At 47.6% G+C, this 24,821-nt stretch carries 20 protein-coding genes and 1 tRNA gene; 9 read left to right on the top strand and 12 right to left on the bottom strand.

Going from position 1 to position 24,821, the window contains the following annotated elements; genetic code table 11:
- Positions 1–6: 6 nt before the first annotated feature.
- Positions 7–1,650 carry a fumarate hydratase C-terminal domain-containing protein gene (locus QI63_RS01410; protein WP_044013220.1) on the top strand — a complete coding sequence of 548 codons (1,644 nt, stop codon included), beginning with the start codon at positions 7–9 and terminating at the stop codon, positions 1,648–1,650.
- Positions 1,651–1,695: 45 nt separating this feature from the next.
- On the opposite strand, the gene QI63_RS01405 is transcribed toward QI63_RS01410, so the two are convergent.
- The gene (locus QI63_RS01405; RefSeq protein ID WP_044013217.1) at positions 1,696–1,983 is read right to left on the bottom strand and encodes an HPF/RaiA family ribosome-associated protein; all 288 of its coding nucleotides are present in this window, start codon (positions 1,981–1,983) and stop codon (positions 1,696–1,698) included.
- A gap of 417 nt (positions 1,984–2,400) precedes the next feature.
- Here QI63_RS01405 and QI63_RS01400 point away from each other — a divergent pair, with 417 nt between their 5' ends.
- Positions 2,401–4,248 (top strand): methyl-accepting chemotaxis protein, encoded by a 1,848-nt coding sequence (locus tag QI63_RS01400; RefSeq protein ID WP_044013215.1) that lies wholly within the window; start codon positions 2,401–2,403, stop codon positions 4,246–4,248.
- Positions 4,249–4,559: 311 nt separating this feature from the next.
- Here QI63_RS01400 and selB read toward each other — a convergent pair whose 3' ends face one another.
- From selB to QI63_RS01375, 5 genes are all read right to left on the bottom strand, one after another.
- Positions 4,560–6,335, bottom strand: coding sequence for a selenocysteine-specific translation elongation factor (selB, locus tag QI63_RS01395; RefSeq protein ID WP_044013213.1), 1,776 nt, complete (start codon positions 6,333–6,335; stop codon positions 4,560–4,562).
- Positions 6,336–6,369: 34 nt separating this feature from the next.
- Complete coding sequence (selA, locus tag QI63_RS01390) at positions 6,370–7,719, bottom strand: L-seryl-tRNA(Sec) selenium transferase (RefSeq protein WP_044013211.1); 1,350 nt, start codon at positions 7,717–7,719, stop codon at positions 6,370–6,372.
- Positions 7,720–7,724: 5 nt separating this feature from the next.
- A complete protein-coding gene (locus QI63_RS01385; protein ID WP_044013209.1) occupies positions 7,725–9,101 on the bottom strand; it encodes an MATE family efflux transporter in 1,377 nt (458 codons plus the stop codon).
- Between the two features lie 23 nt (positions 9,102–9,124).
- Positions 9,125–9,853: a glycogen-binding domain-containing protein gene (locus tag QI63_RS01380; RefSeq protein WP_044013207.1), complete on the bottom strand. Its 729-nt coding sequence runs from the start codon at positions 9,851–9,853 to the stop codon at positions 9,125–9,127.
- Between the two features lie 89 nt (positions 9,854–9,942).
- On the bottom strand, positions 9,943–10,932 hold the full coding sequence (locus QI63_RS01375; RefSeq protein WP_044013205.1) for a tRNA-dihydrouridine synthase family protein: 990 nt from the start codon (positions 10,930–10,932) through the stop codon (positions 9,943–9,945).
- Between the two features lie 939 nt (positions 10,933–11,871).
- On the opposite strand from QI63_RS01375, the gene QI63_RS01365 reads away from it, so the two are divergent.
- A tRNA-Leu gene (locus tag QI63_RS01365) sits at positions 11,872–11,953 on the top strand.
- Between the two features lie 52 nt (positions 11,954–12,005).
- Here QI63_RS01365 and QI63_RS01360 read toward each other — a convergent pair.
- Positions 12,006–12,602: a hypothetical protein gene (locus QI63_RS01360; protein WP_235619741.1), complete on the bottom strand. Its 597-nt coding sequence runs from the start codon at positions 12,600–12,602 to the stop codon at positions 12,006–12,008.
- A gap of 135 nt (positions 12,603–12,737) precedes the next feature.
- The gene (locus QI63_RS01355) at positions 12,738–13,472 is read right to left on the bottom strand and encodes a YggS family pyridoxal phosphate-dependent enzyme (RefSeq protein ID WP_044013201.1); all 735 of its coding nucleotides are present in this window, start codon (positions 13,470–13,472) and stop codon (positions 12,738–12,740) included.
- Between the two features lie 144 nt (positions 13,473–13,616).
- On the opposite strand from QI63_RS01355, the gene rpmF reads away from it, so the two are divergent.
- Genes rpmF through QI63_RS01340 form a run of 4 tightly spaced genes read left to right on the top strand, consistent with a single transcriptional unit; the run spans position 13,617 to position 16,297 of the window.
- Positions 13,617–13,805, top strand: a complete 189-nt coding sequence (gene rpmF / locus QI63_RS12535) for a 50S ribosomal protein L32 (protein ID WP_016522149.1) — start codon at positions 13,617–13,619, stop codon at positions 13,803–13,805.
- 14 nt (positions 13,806–13,819) lie between these two features.
- A complete protein-coding gene (gene acpP / locus QI63_RS01350; protein ID WP_016522148.1) occupies positions 13,820–14,056 on the top strand; it encodes an acyl carrier protein in 237 nt (78 codons plus the stop codon).
- Between the two features lie 20 nt (positions 14,057–14,076).
- Positions 14,077–14,802 (top strand): ribonuclease III, encoded by a 726-nt coding sequence (rnc, locus tag QI63_RS01345; RefSeq protein ID WP_044013196.1) that lies wholly within the window; start codon positions 14,077–14,079, stop codon positions 14,800–14,802.
- A 16-nt stretch (positions 14,803–14,818) separates the two neighbouring features.
- Positions 14,819–16,297: a methyl-accepting chemotaxis protein gene (locus QI63_RS01340; RefSeq protein ID WP_044013193.1), complete on the top strand. Its 1,479-nt coding sequence runs from the start codon at positions 14,819–14,821 to the stop codon at positions 16,295–16,297.
- A 31-nt stretch (positions 16,298–16,328) separates the two neighbouring features.
- Here the strand turns inward: QI63_RS01340 and QI63_RS01335 are convergent, their stop codons facing one another.
- Positions 16,329–17,291 (bottom strand): Hsp33 family molecular chaperone HslO, encoded by a 963-nt coding sequence (locus tag QI63_RS01335; protein ID WP_044013191.1) that lies wholly within the window; start codon positions 17,289–17,291, stop codon positions 16,329–16,331.
- A gap of 8 nt (positions 17,292–17,299) precedes the next feature.
- Entirely contained in the window at positions 17,300–21,817 is a 4,518-nt protein-coding gene (locus QI63_RS01330; RefSeq protein WP_044016898.1) for a 2-hydroxyacyl-CoA dehydratase, read from the bottom strand.
- Positions 21,818–21,931: 114 nt separating this feature from the next.
- Here QI63_RS01330 and QI63_RS01325 point away from each other — a divergent pair, with 114 nt between their 5' ends.
- Together QI63_RS01325 and rsmD are read left to right on the top strand one after the other, a co-directional pair.
- Positions 21,932–22,372, top strand: coding sequence for a hypothetical protein (locus QI63_RS01325; protein WP_044013189.1), 441 nt, complete (start codon positions 21,932–21,934; stop codon positions 22,370–22,372).
- A gap of 10 nt (positions 22,373–22,382) precedes the next feature.
- Positions 22,383–22,916 (top strand): 16S rRNA (guanine(966)-N(2))-methyltransferase RsmD, encoded by a 534-nt coding sequence (gene rsmD / locus QI63_RS01320; RefSeq protein WP_044013187.1) that lies wholly within the window; start codon positions 22,383–22,385, stop codon positions 22,914–22,916.
- Positions 22,917–22,925: 9 nt separating this feature from the next.
- Here rsmD and fliJ read toward each other — a convergent pair whose 3' ends face one another.
- Complete coding sequence (fliJ, locus tag QI63_RS01315; RefSeq protein WP_044013185.1) at positions 22,926–23,372, bottom strand: flagellar export protein FliJ; 447 nt, start codon at positions 23,370–23,372, stop codon at positions 22,926–22,928.
- 6 nt (positions 23,373–23,378) lie between these two features.
- On the bottom strand, positions 23,379–24,818 hold the full coding sequence (locus QI63_RS01310; protein WP_044013183.1) for a FliI/YscN family ATPase: 1,440 nt from the start codon (positions 24,816–24,818) through the stop codon (positions 23,379–23,381).
- Between the last annotated feature and the right edge of the window lie 3 nt (positions 24,819–24,821).

Below are 24,821 nucleotides of genomic sequence, written 5' to 3'. Positions count from 1 at the left end.
TTTTATATGGAATTTGAAAAGATTATTCTTGCCTCCGACCTTGCAGCGGTACAGGGTGGAAACGGCTTAATAGTTGATGCTAACATGCTTGCTGTCTTTACAGAGCAAGCGTTTAAACGATTGTCCTTTACCTTTCCTCAGGAGCATTTGGAAAGTTTGCTGAATGTTGCATGCGATCCCGCATCTTCGGAGAATGACCGGCTTGTTGCAGTAAAATTGCTGGAGAATGCCGTCATTGCAGCAAAAGGTACGCTGCCGCTCTGTCAGGATACGGGCGTTGCGCAAGTTTTTGCATGGAAGGATTCCTCTGTGTATTCGGTCTTAAACGCTGTGGATGGAACGGTACCTTTTGCTTCCGATACGGAAGCGCTTACGGCTGGTGTCGGGAAGGCGTATAAAGAGAATAATCTGCGGTTTTCTATCAACATTCCTTCTTCGCTTTTTGATGAAAAAAACTCGGCTACCAATTTACCGGCTCAAGTCGATGTATTCAGTACAAATGGAAGCGGCGAGCCTTCGTACCGTTTCTTGTTCTGTGCGAAGGGCGGCGGTTCCTCCAATAAAACGGATTTTACCTGTGCAACAAAGGCGCTGTTAAACCCGCAATCCTTTGAGCGTTTTTTGCAAACGAAAATTGCCGCCCTTGGAACGGCTGCCTGTCCGCCATACACGATTGCCGTTGTTATCGGCGGGTTGAGTCCCGAACAGAACTTACAAACCCTCAAGCTGGCAACAACCGGCTATTGGGATGCGGTAGGGGCGTTAAACGAAGCCGGCGGCGCTATCCGTTGGACGGATACGGTCGGCGGAGTGCGCCCCCTGCGGTGTAAGGATTGGGAAGAGCGGGTATTACAGATTGCAGCGGAAACAGGATTGGGCGCCCAGTTCGGCGGGTCTCACCTTGCAGCGCATGCCCGTGTGTTCCGGTTACCGCGGCACGGTGCAAGCTGCTTTGCTTCCATAGGCGTATCTTGTAATGCGCACCGGAACCTTGTCGGTTATATCAGCCGCGAAGGCGCCTTTTTGCAAAAAAATGTTTCCGATCCTCAGCCGTTCTTTGAAAAAGCCGCAGCATATACATCCGGTGCCGATGCGCATCATGGGGAGCCGGTTAAGGTCGATCTCAGTTCTATTGATGCCGCCCGTACCAAGCTTTCCAGCTATCCGGTAGGGCAGGCTTTCCTCTTTTCGGGAGAGATTTTAGTTGCACGCGATGCGGCACATGCCCGCTGGAAGGCATTACTGGAAAGCGGTAAACCGCTGCCCGATTACACGCTGCACTATCCGATCCTCTATGCAGGACCGGCGGAAACACCGAAAGGCGCCGTTATCGGCAGCTTCGGGCCGACAACCGCGAACCGCATGGATCCCTATGCCGATGATTTGATGAGCAGAGGGGTTGCGTTGATAACCATTGCCAAGGGGAACCGGTCTGAAGTATGGCGCACCGCGTGTAAAAAATACGGCGCCTTTTATCTCGGCACCATCGGTGGTGCTGCGGCGTTGATTGCGGAAAAGCATATTACTGCACGTAAAGTCCTCGACTATCCCGATTTGGGAATGGAAGCCGTACAGCTGATTTCGGTTAAGGATTTGCCGGTATTCTTGATTACGGATGATAAAGGAAACGACTTCTACGCTTCCCTATAAGTAAAAACGGCTAATCCGATGAGGATTAGCCGTCTGGCGGGAATGTTATTTTTTAGCTTGTATCTTATCTTTTTCCTTTCGTACTTTTTGATCTAAAACATCCATCAATTTATTGACCCCTGCTTTAAAGTCATAATCTTCGGTGGAAACGTGTGCGGTTCCGCCCTTAAAATTGATGGTACATTCGTAGGTGAACTTTTTGTCGAATTTTATCGTGCAGAGGACATCGACAATTAAATCTTCCGCATACTTAATCCGTTCAAATTTCTTGTGTACGAAGGTTTTTTGATCTTCGTCCAGCGTAAATTTTACCGCCTGTAAATTGATGTTCATACGAGACCTCCTATACGGTATCAGGTGTGTGAAGACGGCGCAAAAACAACTGCTTTTTGCAGCGCTCCTTCTTTCAGGTCATTCTAAAAAGGTTGAACACGTTTTTAGAAGCCCTCTCTATTAAGTATACGTAATAAAATGCAAAAAGTCGAGGAAAAATCCACACATATTCATCTTTTCCCTTTGTGTGAAATTTTGTTTTCTTTAAAATGTAACAGTTGAATGAAATATGAATTTTGAAAACTGTTGCATTGGAGCACAACGTCATTTTAGAGGCTTATTTTATACCTACGAAATTTCGCATACCTCCTGAGTAACCATGGTTCTTTTTACGAAAATTTATTGACCGCGAAAATAAAAACCTCTATTATGACAAACACTATACCGTAACGCGATACAGTGTAGGAGGTATCACCGATGACTACTGTAGTTTCAAAGCCGCCAAAATCTATTTTTGTCTTGAATCTTTTCATATACAGTGGTGTTTTTATTTTTATTTTCTTATATGCATTGTATACGAAGATAGTCCCCAGAGAGGCACTCTTTAAAATTTTTATGGCGCCATCTACATTGTTGACCGCCTGTATTACAATTGTCTTTCCTATTGTTCTCTATAAAAAAACTATGAATATCGTTCTTAACTGGCAAACGGAAGAAGGTGGTATAAATAAGGCGAATAGAGCGCTGAATATATATTCAAAACTCAGCATTGTGGTTCCGATTGTATTATCAACGGTAACGCCGGTTGTATCGCTACTATGGGTAGGTATAAATTCTACCGTACAGTTTGCTGCAGCGGTTTTTGCATCGGCTGGATGCTTGTTTTTTATCGCACTCTTTTTTTATGTGATCTGGATTCAGCAGCTTGAACAATATGTAAAATTTTTACCGCTTGAAAGAGAACATATTGCTATGTCCTATACGACGCGAGGAATGCTTGTCGGTTTCTTCCTTTTTTTAGGTATCATTTTTCTCTGTGTATCTCCGTTTTTAGCAAGCCTCTATAACGGTATGACGATCGTCGGTACGATAACACATTCAATTATTCCGATATCGTTGGTGGTGTTGGTGGGGGCTCTTTTTGTCACGTATACGCTTTACAAAGGTATTAATAACGAGATCGAAACTATTGTGTCGTTTACCGATAAGTTAGCGGTTGGAGATTTTACTCCGAGTCACTTGGAATTACGGCGCCGCGATATTTTCGGGCTTTTGGGAACAAGATTGAATGTGTTCCATAAAAGCACAGTCGCTTTACTGACCGGTGTCAAAAACAATACCCAAGCAATGAAAGACGCTATCGGAGTGCTTTCCGTGAACACGGCACAAACCGCAGATTCGGCTCATCAAATAAATACCAATGTCGAAGGTATGAAACAACAGACTATCGCACAGGCTGCAAGTGTTATGGAAACATCGGCTGCAGTTGAAGAGATAATCAACACGATAAAACAACTGAATGCGAGTATTGAAGTACAAGTAGAAAGTGTCGCTCAGTCTTCATCATCGATAGAACAAATGGCGGCGAATATCGCTTCTATTACGCAAACGCTGGAAAAAACCGATGAGGCAATCAAACGGCTTGCCGATGCGACTGCGGACGGAAAAACAACGATTGTAAATTCCAATGTCGTAACAAAAAAGATAGCAGAAGAATCAGGCGGATTGATAGAGGCAAGCAATGTTATCCAAAATATTGCAAGTCAAACAAATCTCCTTGCAATGAATGCTGCAATCGAAGCTGCCCATGCCGGAGAAGCGGGCAAGGGATTTGCAGTTGTTGCAGACGAAATACGGAAGTTGGCAGAAGAATCTTCCGCACAAGGTAAAACTATTACGATGACATTGAAAATGCTCGGCTCCGAAATCACGAGTTTATCTACGGCATCAAAAACCGTGGAAGAAAAATTTGCCAGTATTTTCGAACTTTCCGAACATGTAAAAGCAATGAGCGCCAATCTTATGAAAGCAATGGGTGAACAAGAAAACGGTAATCGTGAAATCTTGGGGGCAATCTCGAATATAAAAACAGTAACATCGGATGTCAAAAGCGGGTCTGAACAAATGCTCAAAGATGGAACACACGTTACCGGTGAGATACGGAAACTTGACAACTTAACAAAAATCATCACCGATAATATGAACGCAATGGCGCGCGAAGCTGTTCAGATAAATAATGCCGTACAGGAAGTAAATGCTATTACGCAGCAGAATAAAGACACTATCGAAAGCTTGTCTGCAGAGGTCGATAAGTTTAAGGTATAAATTGGTGTCCACCCGGAATTATTTCAGGCGTTTGCCATGAATGCATTGGGTAAGCCTCTACGAATTAACCGATTTCCCAATCTGTTTTATTTTTAAACCTATATCTTATCTTTTTTCCCCAGACAGATAAATCATAATCGAAGAAAAAGAGAGACTATGAGACCTTTTGAACCATCTTCAACTGTTGTACATCCATGTGTACAGGGATGTACATTTTTTAGCGATGCCATCCTTGGCAGTTCTGGTCGAATAGTCTCTCTTTTTCTGCGTGGGTGTAAAAAACAGCCCGGTGCGATTACTCTGTCTTAACCCTACAAGACAATTCTATCGTTCTCCTGCCGTTTTACCTTGCCGTTTTTTTCCAGAATATTGAGTAGGGGGATAACATACTTGCGCGAAAGATTGGTCGCGGTACGGGCATCTGCAATGGTTATGATGTCGCCTGCTTTTTTCCCTTTTAAGATAGCGGCAACCGCTTTGTCGTATATCTCGCGGTGGTAGTGCAAAAAATTTTCCAATACGACGAGCTTACCGAGCTTTACCAAATCGCGGGCGTCTTTCCGCACCTGCGGCAGCTGGATTTTATCTATTTCGATACCGTCGAACCCTGCTTTAAGTGCCAACTGTAACAGCTGCTGTGCCGTTTTCGACAAGGTATCTCCGCTGCCTGCCAGCTTGTACACACTGCCTTCACTGACAAGTTTGTTTTCCGCGCACAGTTTTTTCAGGATTTCCTGCCGCACCTTTACCGGCACAGCCGTATCGATTTCCTCTGCCGCAAAACCTGCCTGACTTTTCTTTGCGGTCTCTAAAATCTTTGCTTCCCATTCGGCAAGTTTTTTGGTAAAGATGAGCTGTTTGCCGCAGGCCGTAACATCTTTTGCGTCAGCCGAAAGCTCCTTCGGTTCCGCACGGTCTTTTTCTATAAAGCCGGTGATAAAAAAGCCGCAGCTTTTCCACGACGGTAATTCCCGTCCGGCATACACCGAAAAAAACTGTTTAAAGACTGCCGCGCGGTAGGAGTCAAAGGCTGCAAGTATTCTGCATGAGGCAAGAATGGAACTTCCGCCATGCCTGATAAGGACGGCCGGTTGGTTCCATCGTCCGGCGATAGGTTCCTGCAAGGACACCCGCGCCAGCGTGGGATCTGTTTTGTTAAAGTGAATCGCGCCGATGGCATTGGTACTGCCGGTGGCAAGTTCCAGTTCGATATGATTTTTGATACCGGCGCCGGTTTCCTGTTTGTTAAAATATTCATCGACGCGGACAAGCAGCTCGGAGCCTTGCAGTACGGGGCTTTCGCCAAGGCCTGCAAGCAGCATACCGCGCGCTACCTTTTCCTTTTCGGATATTTTCAGGTTGAGCGCCGTCCGCATTCCCGATTCGGAAGAAGATACGTCGGCGTGGTGATTTTGAATGTTTTTAATCTTGCATTCGGTTCCGCCGGGATAGAGTGCAAGCTGATCGCCGACGGCAATGCTTTTACCGCGGAGCGTACCGGTTACCGTGATGCCGATTCCTTTCAGCGTAAAGGCGCGGTCGATATACAGGAACGGCTTATCCAACGGAGCGGTACGGACGGTGCTCAATAATTCCGTAATTTTTTTCTTGAGTTCGTCGATACCGGCGCCGGTATGTGCGGAAACAGCCACCGAGGGTAATTCCCGTCCGAGGATTTCGCGGCAATGCCGATTTGCATCTCCCCGTATCAGCTCAATCATATCGGGATCGGCCAAGTCTGATTTGGTTATGACCAACAGGATGGAGTTGATATGCATCGCTTTTAGTACCCGTAGGTGATCCGACGACATCTGCATCCATCCGTCGTCTGCAGCGACAATCAGCATTGCCGCGTCAAGTCCCCACGTGCCTGCTACCATGTTACGGATAAACCGTTCGTGTCCAGGAACATCGACGATGCCGACCGTTCCGTGTACGGGATCTTCCAAGGCTGCAAAACCCAGCTCAATGGTCATACCCCGCTTCTTTTCTTCGGGGATGTGGCTGGTTTCCACTCCGGTTAAGCATTTTACCAATGCGGTTTTGCCGTGATCGACGTGTCCGGCGGTTCCTAAAATATATGCCATAGTCAACGCACCTCTATAATTTTTTAATGAACCTCTAAAAGCCGGGCGAGTTTTTAGAGATTTCCTGTAATTCTTGGATAATATATGCATCATCGGCAGGATTTACGGCGGCAAGGTGTAATAGCAGCCTATCCTCCGAAATAATAGCGATAATCGGAATGCTGCAAAACCGCAGCGCCGTCTTTACCGCTTCCGGTTTATGCGTGTGCAGCATAATTGCCCATGACGGGAAGGCTTCGTCGGGAGTGCTGCCGCCGCCGAGCGAGAAAGGGTAGGGGACAACACATGCGGTTCCGGGCGGCAATTTTCTCACAATCTTTTCGCTGCGTTTTTTTATCACGGCAGGGTCAAGCAGCAACGCTTCGGCCGCGGTGCTCTTTCCGTTATTCAAGTAATGCACGAGGGTTTCTTCCATTAAGGCGGCAACGGCGCGGCCTACCCGATAGGTGCGCATCAGCGGATGGCGGCCAATGAGCGCGATTAAATCTTTTTTGCCGGTAATCCATCCGCATTGCGGGCCGCCGAACACCTTATCTCCCGAAAAACACACGAGGTCGGCGCCTTCTTTTAATAAGGCCGGTACGGTCGGCTCATCTTGTATGGTAAGCGCAATAGCGCCTGACCCTTGATCTACCGCAAGGATTATCTCAGGCGGTAAGGCCTTGCGGATGGTGCTCAGGGATGGCTGCTCCGTAAAGCCGCGGATTTTATAGTTTGAGGTATGCACCCACAGTACCATTGCCGTCTGTTCGGTAACGGCGGCGGTAATGTCTTCAAGGGTGGTGATGTTGGTAGTGCCGACTTCTACGAGCGTACAGCCTGCCTCCCGCAGAATGTCGGGAATGCGGAAGCCGCCGCCTATTTGCACCTGCTGGCCGCGCGCAACGATAACTTCTTTCCCGCCCGCAAGCGCTTTAAGTAACAGAAACACGGCGGCGGCATTGTTGTTCAGCATCAGCGCCGCTTCCGCACGGACAAGCGTACTCATCGCTTCGACGGCAAAGGGAAACCGCTGCCCCCGTTTGCCGTCCTCCAAATCCATTTCGATAGCCGAATAGGATTGGGCGGCTTCCTTTGCCGCATCCCAAATACCGTGCGGAAGCGGGCTTCGTCCGAGGTTGGTGTGCAGGATAATGCCCGTCGCGTTGATAATCTTCGAAATCCGCTTCCGTATATGCTTCGTGCATCGCTGCCGGATGTCCGCTATACACGCATCAAAAGACGGAACGGCGGCTCCTTTTAAAGCCTCAGCCCGTATCTGCTTAATATACTCCGATACGATAGAGGCTACAATCGGTCTGCCGAGCTTTTCGATGCAGCCGGAAAGGTCATGATGCGACAGAAGTTTTTCAACTTGCGGTATCTGTGCCAGTGAACCGTGCATGGCGGTTACTCCTTTTCTTCAGTGGTGATGGTGAGTGCTGACACCCATTTTGTCCGCAAAATGAGGACGGTTGCGATAAGCGCGGTTGTTATGTTTGAAAAGAGATTTCCCCAAAAAATAGCGTAGTATTGCAGGATGTGTTCCGTTGCCAATACAAAGATGTAACGCAGCAGCCATATACGGAGCACACCGAGCACAAGCGGCATCTTCGTTTTGCCGAGTCCAATAAACGCGCCTTGAATGGTCATACAAATACCGAAGCCGATAATCGAATAGGTATAGATGTTGAGCGCATTGTTTGCAATACCGATAATTTCCGGCTCCCGCCTGAATAAGACAGTCAGATAAGGTGAAAGCGGAATCATAATCGAAATCATTATAACGGCGATAATGATGCTGGTGATGCAGCCGAGGAGACAATCCCGTTTTGCCTTTTGCGGATATCCTGCACCGATGTGCATACTGACCATCGTCGTAATTGCCGCGCTAAAAGCGGCAGGCAGGTTGAAGCACAGCGCATTGATATTGCTCGCGATTCCTTGTGCTGCGACGACGATGGCGCCATATTTTTCAATTTCTTTATTGATAAGAAAAAAGCCTAAGTACAAAAAAGAATAGTTGAACATTGCCGGAAAACCGACTTTCAGAACCTCTTTGATGATCTTTGAATCGAACTTGAAGTTTTTGACATCGAGCTTGTCCGGACTTTTGTGGATGAACAATTCGTATACCATCCAGACTGTGATTGTTGCGTTTGCCAAAAGAGAGGCGAGTACGCAGCCGAGAATTTCGAGCCGCAATACGTAGAGAAAGAGAAAATTCCCGACAACCTTCATGATAAAGAGGATGGTCATTCGGGTAAAAGCCGCTTCGGGTTTTCCATTCGCGTTTTTAATACCGTTGTATACGGACTCCAAAAAGCTGAACGGTAAGACGATGCTGTACCATGCGATGTACTGACGGACATACGGCGCAATATCGCTCTTCAATCCGTTTGAAATCGTCACACTGATGATCAGAAGCAGCGGCGCGCTGATGATACCGAGTATGACCGCAAATAAAAATATCTGCGCTGCAACCCTTTTCCCTTCTTCGATTGCACCTTTCCCATTCAGCTGTCCGATAATTGCCATCGCGGCAACACTTAACCCTTGTGATAAACCCAATACCATCGAAATAATTGGCTGGGAAAAGGTTACTGCCCCCGTTACTGCATAGCCGGTGAGGTTATTGATAAAAAGCCCATCGGTAAACGGCATCATCGCCTGCACGGTATTCATCAGCAGTGATGGGAGAGAGAGAATAAGCAATGTTTTAATAGGGTTGGCGGTCAGGATGAGTTCGCGCCGCGCTTCCGTCGATTGCTTCAGGAATGTCTTCATAGGCGGGGAGGCAATACGCTGTGTTATTTAACGGAAATAACCGAAGCTGTTCTCCCGTCGGCCATGTAGACGTGTTCGCGGTTTGTCGTATCGGGAATCTGCTTTCCGTCTTTAAAGTATGCGTAATACCAAACGCCGTTCGGCAGCGGAAGATATAATTCGTATCTGCCCGGCATCACTTCTTCCAAGGTATACATAAAGGGATCCCAATTATTGAACGTGCCTGCAAGGTATATTCGTTTTCCCGATTCTCCTTGATAGACAAAACGAGTCCTGCCGTTGTTTTCAACAGCGGTTCTATATTCTTTTTGATACGGAATCTTTAAAACCGAAAGAGACATTCCGGCGGAGTAGTCGAATATTTCATCGGGATTGAGCGGGTCTGTAGACCAAAGACCGTTAATAACCAGCCGATAGCGCAGCTCTCTCATTTCTTCAGGTATCTGCATGATATAGAAGAGGATTGATTTTTTAGTCTCGGTGCTATCATCACTTCGATATAAGCGCTGGAAAGAATGAATTGATTGAAAGTTTTCGTGTTCAAAGGCGATACCGACATGACGTGCGGATCCTGCTGCCGTAAAAATGATATATTTTCCGGTGATAAGCGGCGCATCCGTCCGTGCAATCGTTTCAACAAGTTCGCCGTAGGTGTATGTGTCGATGGCAGTTTGTTCCGCCGCTTGCGCCGCGATCAGTATACACAAGAAAAAAAAGACCGCCACGGCTTTTTGCCGTATTGCATTGCGCATGATGTCCTCCCCGAATATTTTAACCGGTTGTTATCTTTTAATAATAACATACTTCCATTTAATAAGCATCGGAAAATAAACCGAAAACTTTAAATTTGAATCATTTTATCCTCAGGAGCCTGTTCAAAGTAGGTATGCAGCGCGTGCTCCATTTCTTCTCGGCTCTGTGACCGCAGCAGTTGTGTTCTACAATAATGCGCAAACGAAAAATTGTCGCAATAAAACTGAAAGAACCGCTGCGCCCGTGTAAGGAAGAATTCAGGCGGCTGTTCGGTTTCGAGGTAGTGCAGAAACGATACTGCCGTTTGTTCAAGGTCGATACGGTATGGTATGGAACTCGAATTGCCGGCACGTTTGCGGCGTATTGCTTCAAAAATCCACGGCATTTGTACCGCTGCGCGTCCGATCATCCACCCCGCGCAAGGATAGTGCTGGGCGGCGGTTTGCAGTTTTTCTGCCGAATTGATGTCTCCGTTGCCGTATACCGGAATAGCTAAATCCTTTGCAAGCGCAGCCGTGTATTCGTGGAGAGCAGGCCGCGCATAGCTTTGCCGCTGAAGGCGCGGGTGGATTGTGATAAGCTGCACGCCTTCATCAATCAGCATCGTGCAAAAGCGTAAAAGACACGCATAATCGATGGTAGCTCCGAGCCTCAGCTTTACGCTCAGTCTAAACGACTTGCCTTGTTCTGTAGAATATGCTTCAAGCGCTTGTTTAACCGAGCGCACCGCTTCGGCTGTCGTGTTAAGCGGCTTGAGCATCCAAGCAACGCCTGCTCCCGTCCGTACAATCGGCGGAGCGGAACAGCCCATGTTTAAGTCAACCCCGATGCCGCCGTGCTGCAGTACAACCGGTACCGCCTGTGTGAATGCTTCCGCCTTAGGCGAGGTAAGCTGCCACACCAGCTTTTCCGGCACGGGGTTTGCCCGCAGATACCACTGTTCAAACCGCCCGCCCGCAAGCAGCGACGGCGCATGAATCATCTCGGTAAAATATTCGTCGGGATCGCCGAAAGTGTGGATAAGCATCCTCAATCCCGAATGGCTGATATTTGCCAGCGGCGCCAGTATGAGCTTCATCGCCGCTCACTGTAACAAAAACTCCGTGATTTTGCAATGCGTGGAATTCCGCACATTTTTTTCTAGCAATCAGACAAACACACTACTGACGAGAATCAGCGACATCCGCATCGCTTCTGAGATACGTTGAGTATTTTCAATAGTAGTGGTACGAAGTATATAGCTTTCCGTAAGCCTTTTGAAAATAGCCTGTCCAGAAGTGTACATCCGTGTACACTTCTGGATGCGAGTTTTTGCGGAGCAAAAACGTCGCCGTTGCGTGGATCCCCGGACATCCGTGTCCGTTCTGAACATACAAGGCGCGAGCGAAAATTAACCGCAGGCACGGTATAAAATGTACTTCCCTGTACATTTTATACCTACGTGTTTGCAGGGCAAACACGCTGCTGCTTGGAACCCCCGCCATCAGTGCCGCTGTTGAGCAGTGTACCTCCTTGTACACTGCTCAACGATAAGTTTTTCTAACGAAAAACTTACTGCTGCTTGGAACCACGGACATCCCTGTCCGTTCTGATACGTTGAGTATTTTCAGCAGCGGCGCGCAGTATATACCCTTTCCGTTAGCCTTTTGAAATAGACGGCGTAGATACAAGGCGCGAGCAAAAATTAACCACAGGCACGGTATAAAATGTACTTCCCTGTACATTTTATACCTACGTGTTTGCAGGGCAAACACGCTGCTGCTTGGAACCCCCGCCATCCGTGGCGGAAATGATACGTTGAGGATTAATTTTCGCGCAGCAACGAAGTATATAGCTTTCCGTAAGCCTTTTGAAATAGACGATGCAGATACAAGGAATTAGGCAAAAAAGTACCGCAGGCGTATCTATGATACGTTGAGGACACTTTTTTGCCGTATGACGCAGTAGATGCGTCGTATATTTCAAAAGGTCTTGACTTTATTTGTAATCTTAGATATAGTACATCACTGTTACAAATGCGGCGGTGGTGGAATTGGTAGACACGTCAGCTTGAGGTGCTGATGCCGCGAGGTGTGCTGGTTCAAGTCCAGTTCGCCGCATGAAGGCTTCTTTTGATTTTCAAAAGAAGCCTTTTTTTATGTACGAGGCATATCAGTTTCCGGAATTTTGTTTTGAAGCTGCCGTTTTTGTGTCTTTTTTTGTAAAGTTGATCGAAGTTTTTGCCGCTCCTCCCGAAAAGATGATGCGGCGTTTTGCTTTCGCGCTGCCGTATTCTCCCGGGCTTTTGGTAAGCTCATTACCGGCAATGGTGAGCGTCCCTCCGTTTTGGACGTAATCGATATGATATTCAGCCTCTTCCGAAGGGAAGACTATGGCAGCGGTTGCATCGGTTACGGTGAATGCACAGGATTTTACAATTTGCGTTTTATCATAGGATAGCGAACCCCGCGCAATATTGATTACGGCATTTTTAAAGACACATTCGGACGTTGTTACCGAGCCCATATTCAGCATTGCAAGGATATGTACCGCCTGCACACCTTCGAGCCGGATATCCGCGCGGTTTACCCGTATACTGCAATTTTCAAGCAACATCTTTTTCGGTATAAAGACATACAGCGTGCCCTGCGAAGGAGCCATTTGGCGTATCCGCAGTGTTTTTTGCGTTTCTATGCAGGAAAGTTTTTTGCCTTCCGCAAGTTCAAATCGATATGCGATGCGTTCTTCATCAAACGCTTCGGCAATCAAATGTACCTGAGAAAGCTCAATATCAAGGCCGTTGGTTTTCGGCCGCGCATAGGTAAGCTCCTCACCGAAAGCGGCTACTGCGGATAGTAAGAATACAACTACAAGTAAACTCTTTTTTTCATCATTCCGTTATCATTATGAAGGACTTTGTTCATTCCAGTAGTAAGTATCGGGGTACTGACGTTCGCCGAATATCGCCGTACCGATGCGCAACATGGTTGAACCTTCTTCAATGGCGATTTCTAGGTCGCCCGACATCCCCATCGAAAGAATATCCGTAGAAACATTCGGCAGCGCCAGTGCTGCAACGCGCTTTTGCACCTGTTTAAGGCAGCGGAAGCACGCCCGTACCTTATCTTCTTCCCCAGAGAATAATCCGATAGTCATAAACCCGCGGATAGTGATATGGGGCAGGGTAGCGATGGCTTTTATCAAAGTCTCCGCTTCTTCCGGTGCACAGCCGAATTTGCTTTCCTCTGCCGAGGTGTTTACCTGCACTAAGATGTCGAGGTTACGGTCTTCTTGCGCAAGCCGCTGTTCCAGTTTTTGTGCCGTATCGAGGTTATCGATTGATTGGATACATTGCGCATACTGAATCACCTCTTTAATCTTATTCGATTGCAGATGCCCGATAAAATGCGCCGTATGCGGCACTGCGGAAAGCGCCTCATATTTATCGCGCAGCTCCTGTACCTTGTTTTCGCCGATTAAAGTGCAACCGCAGGCAAAAGCCTGTAGAATCCGCTCCGGCTCGACGGTTTTAGTTGCAAGCAACAGCTGAACTTCTTTAGGATCGCGCCCTGCTTTTTTACAGGCAGCCTTAATCCGTTCCATAATGTGCAGGATGTTTTCTTGAATAATATGTTCCATAAGAAATGTATTGTGATGCTCCTGATAGTTTAAATTATATAATCCATTCGGTATTTATGCAAGGATTCATATTGACTATTTTCAGGTTCACGTATAATATGGAATATCTTTTTGTGATTTAATTATGAATAGGGAGGTTACCTTATGGCAGTGCCAAGAGCTAAAACGTCAAAAGCACGCACACGCCGCCGTCGAGGAATCAATATGCGGTTAAACGCACCTCATCTTGTGGAGTGTGCAAATTGCGGCAATTTAATTTTATCTCATCATGTATGTTCAAAATGCGGGTTCTACCGCGGACATCAGGTCGTTGATCCGGATACATTAAATTAAGAGAGGATTTTCTTATGGACGAATTATTTGTTCAAATTCAAAAGTTGATTGCAGACAAGTTGGAAATTGATGCGGATAAAATTACGCTCGATTCTTCATTCCGCCAAGATCTCGGTGCAGATAGCCTTGATACGTATGAGCTGGTGTATGCAATCGAAGAAGAGATGGGAATCAAGATTCCTGATGGAAAAGTAAGCGAATTCGAAACCGTTAGGGATGCTTACGATTTCATTAAATCTCAGTCGAAGTAATATTGCAAAAGATGTCGTTCTTGTTTCCTTTTATCCATGTTTTAGAAAAACATCGGAAGCAAGAACTGCTTACTTTTCAAAAAAAAGCAGGATGTAAATTTAAAAATATTGGCTTATTGGATATAGCCTTTTGTCATCGTTCATTTTCTAATGAACACAGCGATTCTCCTATCAATAATGAGCGGCTTGAGTTTTTGGGTGATTCCGTACTTGGTATGATTGTTGCAACAGAGTTGTATCTTGCTCATCCAGATAAACCTGAAGGCGATCTTGCAAAAATTAAAGCTGCGGTTGTTTCCGAAGACTCTCTTTTTCCCATTGCACTGAATCTCAATATCGATACATATCTAATGCTGGGGCACGGTGAAGAAGTGTCGGGCGGTAGGAAGAAAAAAGCCCTGCTCGCCGATGCGGTGGAGGCACTTATCGGTGCACTCTACTTAGATTCGGGATTCAAGGCTGCTCAACAGTTCGTATTAAAAATTATTGAACCGCAGATGCAGTTGGTCGAACAAAATAAACATCGATATCGGGATTATAAATCCTTGCTGCAAGAATATGTGCAAAAAAAATATCGCATTATCCCTAAATATGTGCTGGTAGAGACATCGGGGCCGGATCATGACAGAGTTTTTCAAGTAAAAGTTGTCATTAAAGAGAAGGAATATGAACCTGCTTTAGGGAAAAGCAAAAAGGAAGCGGAACAAGCTGCCGCGGAGGCTGCTTGGAAAGCCTTGTGTCTGTAAACAAAGGGGAAAAAGTATGTTTTCATTTACAAAAAAGGATTCGGAAGCGGAAAAGCATGAGATAGCGCCTATCACAAACGGTATCGTGTTTGAGGTAAAAGAAGTAGAAGCATTGATGACTGCTGCGGAAAATATTGCACTTAATATCAGAAGCAAGATAACCGGTGCGTCTCAGGTTCTTTTTAAAAACCTCAAGCAAGAACATCAATTTGAGGCGTTTACCGATAGTATCCATTCAATTCTGGATTCCATCATGTCGGTTCAGGAACAGCTGCAAGAGGTGCATAGCTGCACTACTGCACTGGAGGATACGGCCGGAAAAGCAAGTTCGTCGGTAGAGCAAATAACCGATTCGGTAAATCGTGTTGCGGACATCGTTACCGATAGAATTTCGGTTACTTCTCAGTTAACGGATGCCGTCGCAAAAGGCTCATTAAAGGTAAAAGACTTATTTACGGTTATCGACAGCCTTAATCAAAACATTGATGCGGTTAAAGATATTATCGGCTCGATAAATGATGTCAGTGCTCAGACAAACCTGCTTGCAATGAACGCTGCCATAGAGTCGGCACATGCAGGGAAGGCTGGCCTCGGCTTTGCCGTTGTTGCGGGTGAAATTAGAAAGCTTTCTGAAGCGACGGCGCTCAATGCTGCCGATGCTTCCAAAACCCTTAAAAATATGCTTGAAGCGCTTCAGATTGCGCGTGATACCGCTGACGAAACGCGTACTGCGATGACGCTTATCGGTAATTCGGTAAATGAAACAGCCTCTTCTTTCGTAGAAATTTCTTCTGAGATGAATATGCTTGCCGGAACAAGCACATCGGTACGCGATGCTGTTATGTTGGTGCCGGAATCTGCGGCAGACTTGAATAACCGTGCGGACACCGCTATTGAATATATCAATAAAATAGCTGATCAGGCGGATAAAGGCGGCAATATGCTGACCTCTTTGCAGACAACTGCAAACGAAGTAAGCGATTTGATGAGCAGCGCCCTGTTTAATATGAACAATATTATTGATAGTACCGTTGTGGTCGATGCTGCAGTCGAAAAAGGTATTGATCTGGTAAACGGAAAGACAGTAGCGGATGAGTATGCTATGCCATTTGCGCGCATTGTATTGAAACATCTCGGTTGGGTTACTAAGGTGCGTGCCTTGATTGATGGGCGGCTTGATGTAAACACAATAGAATTGGGTGACCATAAAAAATGTGATTTAGGTCAATGGATTGAAAAAGAAGCTCCGCTGCATGAAGGTTTAATGCAGCATCCCGAGTTTAAAAAGCTTATGGTACACCATGAGCAGCTCCATAATGAGACGAAAGCTATTGTCGGTCAGCTTAAAACATCATCGAGAACCGAATTGGAAGCTTCTTATTCAAAATTGCTGGATTATTCTGCATCGGTTATCGAAAGTTTGAGTATCTTGCGTCAATTTATCGATAGTAAAAACTACACAAAAAATAGAGAACAGGGGTATCCCGAAAATTAGTTACTTTCGAGATACCTCCGCTTTGCTGATTTTATAGTTCGGCAAGCGGAATATGGTAGACACTGGAGCAATTCCGGCAGACAATCTCAAGCGGATCGTCTGCTGTTTCTTTTAAGTTTTTCCGTTCAGCTTCCGACAGCTTCTGCAATGCTTCCAGATAATACTCTTTTGAACATGGGCAATCGAAGGCTATGTTCCGTGCTGCAACCGCTTGAGGATTGAACTCTCTCAGTAAGCCGAAAATGATATCTTCGCAGTTCCCGCCTTCACTGAACCAATCGCCGAGCGGAGGACAGGCGGTAAACGCCCGTTCCATACGGGTAACGGCATCTTCAATTTCTTCTTCCGTTTTTGCCTGTTTTCCGCGGCGAGTTCCTCCTTCCGTCGGCATCCGTTGGATAAAAAAGCCTCCGGCGCCGACTACTCTGCCAATGCTGTCAAACCTGATACTCGTATTAAAGGCCGTATAGAGCTGTTCCGATTGCTGAAAATACCACGCAAGGTCTTTTGCGATATTCCGGTATTTAATTTCGACAATACCGCGATGTGGTTCCCGCCCGGCAGCATGATCTGCCTCCGGAAAGCGGGTAACGGTAAGTGTGCCGTTTCCTAAAAAGGGGGCGAGATCCCAGCTTTCAAGCGGAGTTTCAATCGGTATGGGATTTTGCAGAAGATAGCCGCGCACAAAGCCTCGCGAGTCTGCTTCTACTGAAAAGCCGGTTGCAGGGCCGTCCGTTTCATAGCGCAGCTGGAGTGTTTCGCGCCCTTTCATCGTTTGAATCATCAGTGCTGCACAGAGGCCTGCCTGTCCGAGCACAAGGGTTTCGAGGATTCCCAGCCGGTGCTGTGCACGTATTCGGTTTACGAACCGCGTGCCGTGGAAAAGCCCTCCGCGGAACAGGCCGTCGTCGGCAGTAAAGATATGGAGTTCATCTTTTTCAAGTTTATCAAGGTGCTGTTGCAGCGCCGTGTCGTCAATAGGTGCGTATATCATGGTTCTTATTATGCCCTCTTCCGATTCATTCCGTCAGGATGTTCACCATACGGTGCATTTGCCAACAGGAGCTTGAGGCGATTGAGTTGATTTACCTCGCTTGCACCCGGGTCAAAGTCGATTGCGGATATCTGCGCATCAGGATACCGGCGACGCAGCTCTTTTATCATACCCTTGCCGGTAACATGGTTAGGCAGGCACGCAAACGGCTGCAAGCAGGCGATGCTGACAACGCCTGACTTGATAAGTTCAACCATTTCGGCGGTAAGGAACCATCCTTCACCGGCGACGTTCCCTAAATCAAGAACCCCGTGGACACCCTTTGCTAAATTATAGATCGATTCGGGGGCGGTAAAACGGCGGCTTTTGTTCAGCTGTTTTTTCATCCCGTTGCGGTACCGTTCAATATACCAGATTGCGACGTGATATTTAAATCGGTTAAATGCGCTCGATTCCAGCGATGTTTCGTAATAAACTCCGTCGAATAGCGAGTAGAAGAAGAAGTCCATCAAGTCGGGCATGACACATTCTGCGCCTTCCCGCTCAATGGTGCCTACAATATCGTTGTTGGCTGTCGGATGAAATTTTACCAAAATTTCGCCGACTACCCCGATTCGGGGTTTTTCTTCTTGAATAAGCGGCAGCGTATCAAAGTCGTGTACAATATCTCGTACAACCTTACGATAATCCCGCCCGCTCATGTGTTTCAATTCGGTCTTTATCCTGTCTGCGTAGTGCCGATAGAGCGTATTTGCCGCGCCCTTTTCTTGCTCGTAGGGGCGGGTACGGTAGAGTACACGCATCAGTAAGTCGCCGAGGCAGAGCGCTTTTAACGCGCGGTCTGCCAAACCGAATGTCGGCTTAAAGCCGGAATTCTTTTCAATCTGCTGCGCGCTTAATCCGATTACGGGGATATATCCTAAGCCCGCATCTTCCAATGCCCGCCTGATAAACCCGATGTAGTTTGTTGCGCGGCATCCGCCTCCCGTTTGCGTGATGATGAGCGCCGTCGCATTCAGATCGTATTTACCCGATTGCAGCGCCGAAATCATCTGTCCCGCAACGATGATCGCCGGATAGCAGGCATCATTATTGACGTATCGTAATCCGCAGTCGATTGCCTGAGGATCGGTATCCGGCAATATGACGAGATTAAAGCCCGAATGTTGAAAGGCTGCTTCCAACAAATCAAAGTGAATGGGCGCCATCTGTGGAGCGAGGACGGTATACCGTTTACTCATCTCTTCGGTAAATTCTACGTGCTTAAAGCCGCGGTATCCCTGCGCCTTGACGGAAGCGCCTTTACTGCGTTCACGGATAGCCGCCATAAGACTGCGGATACGGATGCGCACTGCGCCGAGGTTGGAACCTTCGTCGATTTTGAGCAAGGTATACATTTTCCCATGCGCTTCGGTAATTTCCTGCACTTGATCCGCAGTAACCGCATCCAAACCGCAGCCGAAGCTGGTAAGCTGAATAAACGCAAGGTTATCTTGCCGTGCGGTAAATTCGGCGGCGCGGTACAAGCGGTTGTGATACACCCACTGGTCTACAACCCGAAGCGGGCGGGGGAGTTTACCTAAATGCGCAACGGAATCCTCGGTTAATACGGCGAGTCCCAAGCCCGTCAACAGTTCGGGAATTCCATGGTTAATTTCCGGATCAAGATGATACGGCCGCCCGGCAAGTACAATACCGATAAGCCCCTGTTCTTTTATTTTTCGGAGCGCCGCCTCTCCTTGGAACTGGGTCTCTTTTTTTACCTCTTCCGCTTCCTCTTTCGCCTTCCGCACGGCAGCACGGATTTCGGCAAGCGGAATATCCCAGTATTTATTGAGTTCTTCATGGAGCCGCTCGCCGAGCCGTTTTTCGTTATAGAGCGGCAAGAACGGGTTAAGGAACCGGATATGTTCATCCTGCCGTAACGCATCGATGTTGTTTTTGAGCACTTCGGGATAGCTCGTTACGACGGGACAGTTGAAATGGTTGTTTGCCTTAGGGTCTTCTTTCAATTCGTAGGGGATACAGGGATAGAAAATCGTCGTAACGCCTGCTTTTAAAAGCGCTTCGATATGTCCGTGGGAAATTTTGCCGGGATAACATACCGATTCCGACGGGATGGATTCCAATCCCAGTTCATAGAGTGTACGGGATGAACGCGGAGACAATTTTACCGAAAATTTCAGCTTGGTAAAAAGTGTGAACCAGAACGGATAGTTTTCGTAGAGGTTGAGTACCCGCGGAATACCGATGGTGCCGCGTTCCGCTTCGGCTTCCGGCAGCGGCTTATATGAAAATACGCGTTTGTATTTCCATTCGAAGAGATTGGGAATGCCGCTATCCTGTTTCTTTTTACCGAATTTTAGCAGCGATTCTTTTGCTTGAGTATTTTCCGTTTCCGCTATTTCGGCACCGCGTTCACATCGGTTTCCCGTAATAAAAATACGGGTGCCTGCCGCGGGTGTATTGAACCGGTTGACGGTTAAAAGGCAGTTGTTGGCACATTTACCGCAGCGGGAAAGATCGAGCTTGACGGTTAATGCATCAAGCCCTTCCGCCGGTAAGATATCCGACTTAACCTGTATGTCTGCCCCTTGCTCAATCCATTGATCGCGGGCAAGGAGCGCGGCACCGAATGCACCCATCAAGCCGCTGATATCGGGGCGCACCGCTTCTCTGCCGGTAATCAGCTCGAAGGCGCGTAATACCGCATCGTTGTGGAACGTACCTCCTTGAACGATGACCTTTTCACCGATAGCGGCGGTATTTCTCAGTTTGATAACCTTAAAAAGGGCATTTTTGATAACCGAATACGAAAGTCCCGCCGAAATATCGCCGACGGACGCGCCTTCCTTTTGCGCCTGTTTAACGCGGCTGTTCATAAAGACCGTACAGCGGCTTCCGAGGTCGATAGGTTTCGGTGCGAGGAGCGCTTGGGTTGAAAAGTCTGTAACCGCCATACCGAGCGACCGGGCAAAGTTATCCAAAAAGCTGCCGCATCCCGAAGAACAGGCTTCGTTTAATTGGATGGAACTGATGCAGCGATCTTTCATGCGGATGCACTTCATATCCTGTCCGCCGATGTCGAGCAAAAATTCCACGCCGGGCAGGAAAAAATCGGCTGCACGGTGATGTGCGATGGTTTCAACTTCTCCCGCATCTACACCGAAGGCTGCTTGGAAGAGTCCTTCACCGTAGCCGGTGGATAAAGAGCGGGCAATATGCGCTCCGCTCGGAATTTGTTTATAGAGGGATTGCAGCATGGTTACCGCAAGATTGACGGGATTGCCTGCATTCGATTCGTAGAACTGCCAGAGGATTCGTCCTTCTTGGTCGATAAGCACGGCCTTCGTCGTTGTTGAGCCGGCATCCATACCGAGGAACACGGGTCCCGTTGCTGCTTCAAGCGGGGCGGTTTCCGCTCGTTCTCGCCCGTGCCGTTCGCGGAACTCTGCAAGCGCCGCATCATTTTCAAAGAGGGGCGGAAGCCGCTGGACTTCCTGCATTTCCGCATCGGCGAGGGAGCCGAGCTTATCCCGCAGTACTTCTACGGTCAACGCGGCGGGATTGATAAACATCGTTGTATTGGTGATTTTAGGGGTTGCAGCAGGCTGAGCGCGAAACCCCGTGCGTAACAGTTGGGTCTGCGTCGGCGCTGTGCAGGAAATTTCCGCCGTTTCGGAGCCGTTGTTGACAGCCCTGTGGGGCGATGCCCTCAGCGATTGATTGGAACCGGCGCTGAGCGCTGCGCCGAGCGCGACAAAGAGTTCGGAGTTTTCCGGCACAATGATTTCGTCGTTCGCAAGCTTCAGTGTCTCGATAAACCGTTGCCGCAGTTGGTCAAGGAAGTGTAAGGGGCCGCCCAAGAAGGCACAGCGCCCGCGGATAGGCTTGCCACACGCAAGACCGGAAATTGTTTGGCTGACAACCGCCTGAAAAATACTTGCGGCAATATCTTCCCGCCGTGCTCCTTCGTTGATAAGCGGCTGAACGTCGGTTTTTGCAAAGACACCGCAGCGGGCGGCAATGGGATAAATGGTTGTTGCATTTTTGGCAAGTTCATTTAACCCCGTCGCATCGGTTTCGAGAAGCGCCGCCATTTGGTCGATAAAGGCGCCCGTACCGCCTGCGCAGGTGCCGTTCATACGCTGTTCAACCGAATGGCCGAAGTAGGTAATTTTGGCATCTTCGCCGCCCAACTCGATGGCGACATCGGTTTGCGGAATCTTTGCCTGCACAGCGACGGCCGCGGCGACAACCTCCTGAACGAACGGTACGGAGAGCCATTTTGAAACAGCCAAACCGCCGGAACCGGTTACCTGTACTTGCAGCTGAGCATGGTCGCCGTATATTTTTGCGGCAGCATCCAATGCTTCCGTTACCACCACGATAATCGTTTTGCGAATATCTGCGCGATGCCGTTCATAACGGCTATATACTATGGAACCGTCAGCTGCAAGAATGACCGTTTTTACGGTTGTGGAGCCGACGTCTATTCCCATTTGGAGTTTATCATTGAAAATCATATATACCATACTGCCACATTGCATAAAAAATTACAAGCTAATTGCCTGCTTGAGGTAAAACTCATTGTTGTTAAAAAAATGCCGATACTCAAAACGTAGAAAGGGAGGAGTTCTATGCTTAAAAATACCGCATTTCATGATAATCTCTATCAACTTGCAAAAATAGTCAGTATTACCACCGAAGGGCTTTCGCTTGAACTGTCAGAGAATATGTTTTTAGATAAAATGCTTGCCGATATATCTTTTGTATCAGATACATTACAAACCTTATTTGGCGAAGTACAGAATCTTTCGCATTTACCCGAATATCTCCCAATTATGCAGAGTCTCTATTCGTGTGAAACGGATTATTTATTACTCTTAAAAGCATTCGCCGCTAAAACGATCGAAAAACAGATTACTTTGCCTGTTTCCGGCACCGATCTAAGTGCTTATTATAAGCTGCATAGCGATGTGAAAGATCGAATAGAAAAACGGATTCAAGAAAGCGATAAGAATCTTGATGCATATCAGATTGTTTCTCAAAACGAGTTAAGTCAGCTTCTTTGTATTTAAATATACCGATATGCGAATAACAGGCGGAACACTAAAAAACCGGCAAGTTCAATGCCCTAAGGGGATTATCCGGCCGGCAATGGATAGAATGAGGGAATCTCTTTTTGCGATTTTAGGTGATTTGGAAGGCAAGTCTTTTTTAGACCTCTTTACCGGATCGGGTATGTGCGGACTTGAAGCCTATTCACGGGGAGCCTATCCTGTCGTATTGGTGGAAAAAGATAAGGATAAATTCCCCATTTTGTTAAAGAATGCCGCGCTTGCAGATAAAAAACTTGAGTGTAAATGTATGCCGGTGGAGCTTTACCTTCAGCGCTCTAAACATATCTTTGATATTATCTATCTTGATCCCCCTTTTCCGTATCAGTTTCATTATGATTTACTGCATACAATCGCCGAAAAGCCGATTCTAGCCGTGGGAGGGCTTGCACTGATACATCGTCCCAAAGAAAAAGAGCTGCCCGATCAAATCTTGTCATTAACGCGCGTTGATCAACGCGCTTATGGCCGTTCGATAGTGGATTTCTACAAAAAATCAATGTAGTGAAGCAATTTAAAGTATATTCTGACTTTTTCTATATTCACGGGCGTTGACGATGTCGTCAAGAATTGCATCTTGCTGTTTTAGCCCCTCAGCTTTCCATTCGGCTTCTTTCCGCTCCCGCAGTTTTGATACGATGAGCCGTTCTTGATGTGCTTTGATATAGATTTTCCGCATTTCTTCGACTACAAGCTCCGCTTCCACGAGTGCTTTTTCCTGCTTTTCGCGTTCAGTATGAAGGCGTGTTAAATAGTTTTCGTGTAAAGACAGCTCTCCAGGAGTTTTAAGGCTGCTCCATAACGACCGGCGCGTTTTTACTTCTTCTTGTGCAATTTCGGCAAGGCGCAACACAATCGCTTCGCGGGCGGCAACGGCACGTCCGAGGTTGGTTTCCGCTTCTTTTTCGCGGAAGGCACGGATATCCAAGAGCTTTTGCAGGGTAAATTGAAATTTTTTCATACGGAATTAGCCTTCCGTATGCTCCGCGGCCGGTTTTTCAATTTCTGCTTTGTATAAATCGGCGGCTTCCGACGGCATCAAGTATTTTTTTGCTGCGCCTGCACCCGCTTGGAAACTTTCTTCATTCGGTATGTCGATATGGGTAATGGCGCTGAGTTGTTCCAGTGTTTTTTCAATCGGCGCGGGATCGTTTACCTCTTGCTGTAAAAAAGTTTCGATTTTATCATGGTGTGCGATCGCCTCGTCGATGGCGGGATTGCTGCCTTTTTGGTATGCGCCGACCTGAATCATATCTTCGGCATCGGCATAGACTGCCATCAATTTACGCATATACTGTGCTGCTTTTTTACTGCATTCCCCTGAAACGCGGTTTGCCAAACGGGAAATACTGCCGAGTATATCGATGGCAGGGTAGTGTCCGCGCTGGGCAAGTTTCCGGTTGAGTAGAATATGTCCGTCCAATATACCGCGCACCGCATCTGAGATCGGCTCGTCCATGTCGTCGCCGTCAACGAGTACGGTATAAAAGCCGGTAATCGAACCTTTTGCGGATGTTCCGCTCCGCTCAAGCAATTTAGGCAATGTTTCAAAGACACTTGGAGTGTAGCCGCGGGTTGCCGGCGGTTCCCCGATAGCGAGGCTGATTTCGCGTTGAGCCTTGGCAAAGCGGGTAACCGAATCGAAAAGGAGCATTACATCCTTTCCTTGGTCGCGGAAATACTCGGCGATTGCCGTTGCCGTATATGCGCCGCGGATACGGGCGAGCGGGGTAGTATTCGATGTAGCGGTTACCACAACCGAATGTTTTAAACCTTCCGGGCCGAGGTCGTGTTCCAAGAAGTCGTTTACCTCGCGGCCGCGTTCGCCGATGAGTGCAATGACATTGACGTCGGCGCTCGTATTCCGCGCAATCATGCCCATCAAGGTTGATTTACCGATACCGGAACCGGCGAAGATGCCGATACGCTGCCCTCTGCCGATGGCAAGGAGTGCGTCGATAGCGCGGATACCCGTTACGATGCGTTCTTTAATGGGACGCCGTTCCAGCGGATCAGGCGGTGAAGCAAGGATGGGGTAGTGCAGGGGAGCGTAGGGTTCCTGTTTGCCGTCCGCCGCCCTTCCGAGTGAATCGACGACGCGGCCGAGCAGCACCGACCCGACCGGTACGGAAAGCATCACCCCGCTTGCAATAACATCACAGCCGATTTCTACACCCTGTATATCTTCGTAGGCCATCAGCTGTACGGTTGAGCCGTTTAAACCGATAACCTCGGCGATGATACTTTCTGTGTTATCTCTTAGATTGATTCTGCATAATTCCCCGACAGAGGCTTGCGGGCCGCGGCTTTCGATAAGAAGCCCTTGTACACGGCTGACGACACCGGTACGTTTAATGGGTTCCGTTTCGGAAACCGCGTCAAGGTATTTATCAAAAATCGACGTCATAGG

Source organism: Treponema sp. OMZ 838, from assembly GCF_000775995.1.
Taxonomy (GTDB): Bacteria; Spirochaetota; Spirochaetia; order Treponematales; family Treponemataceae; genus Treponema.
The sequence above is the reverse complement of the archived record's forward strand: the minus strand, read 5'-3'. Positions and strand labels throughout refer to the sequence as shown.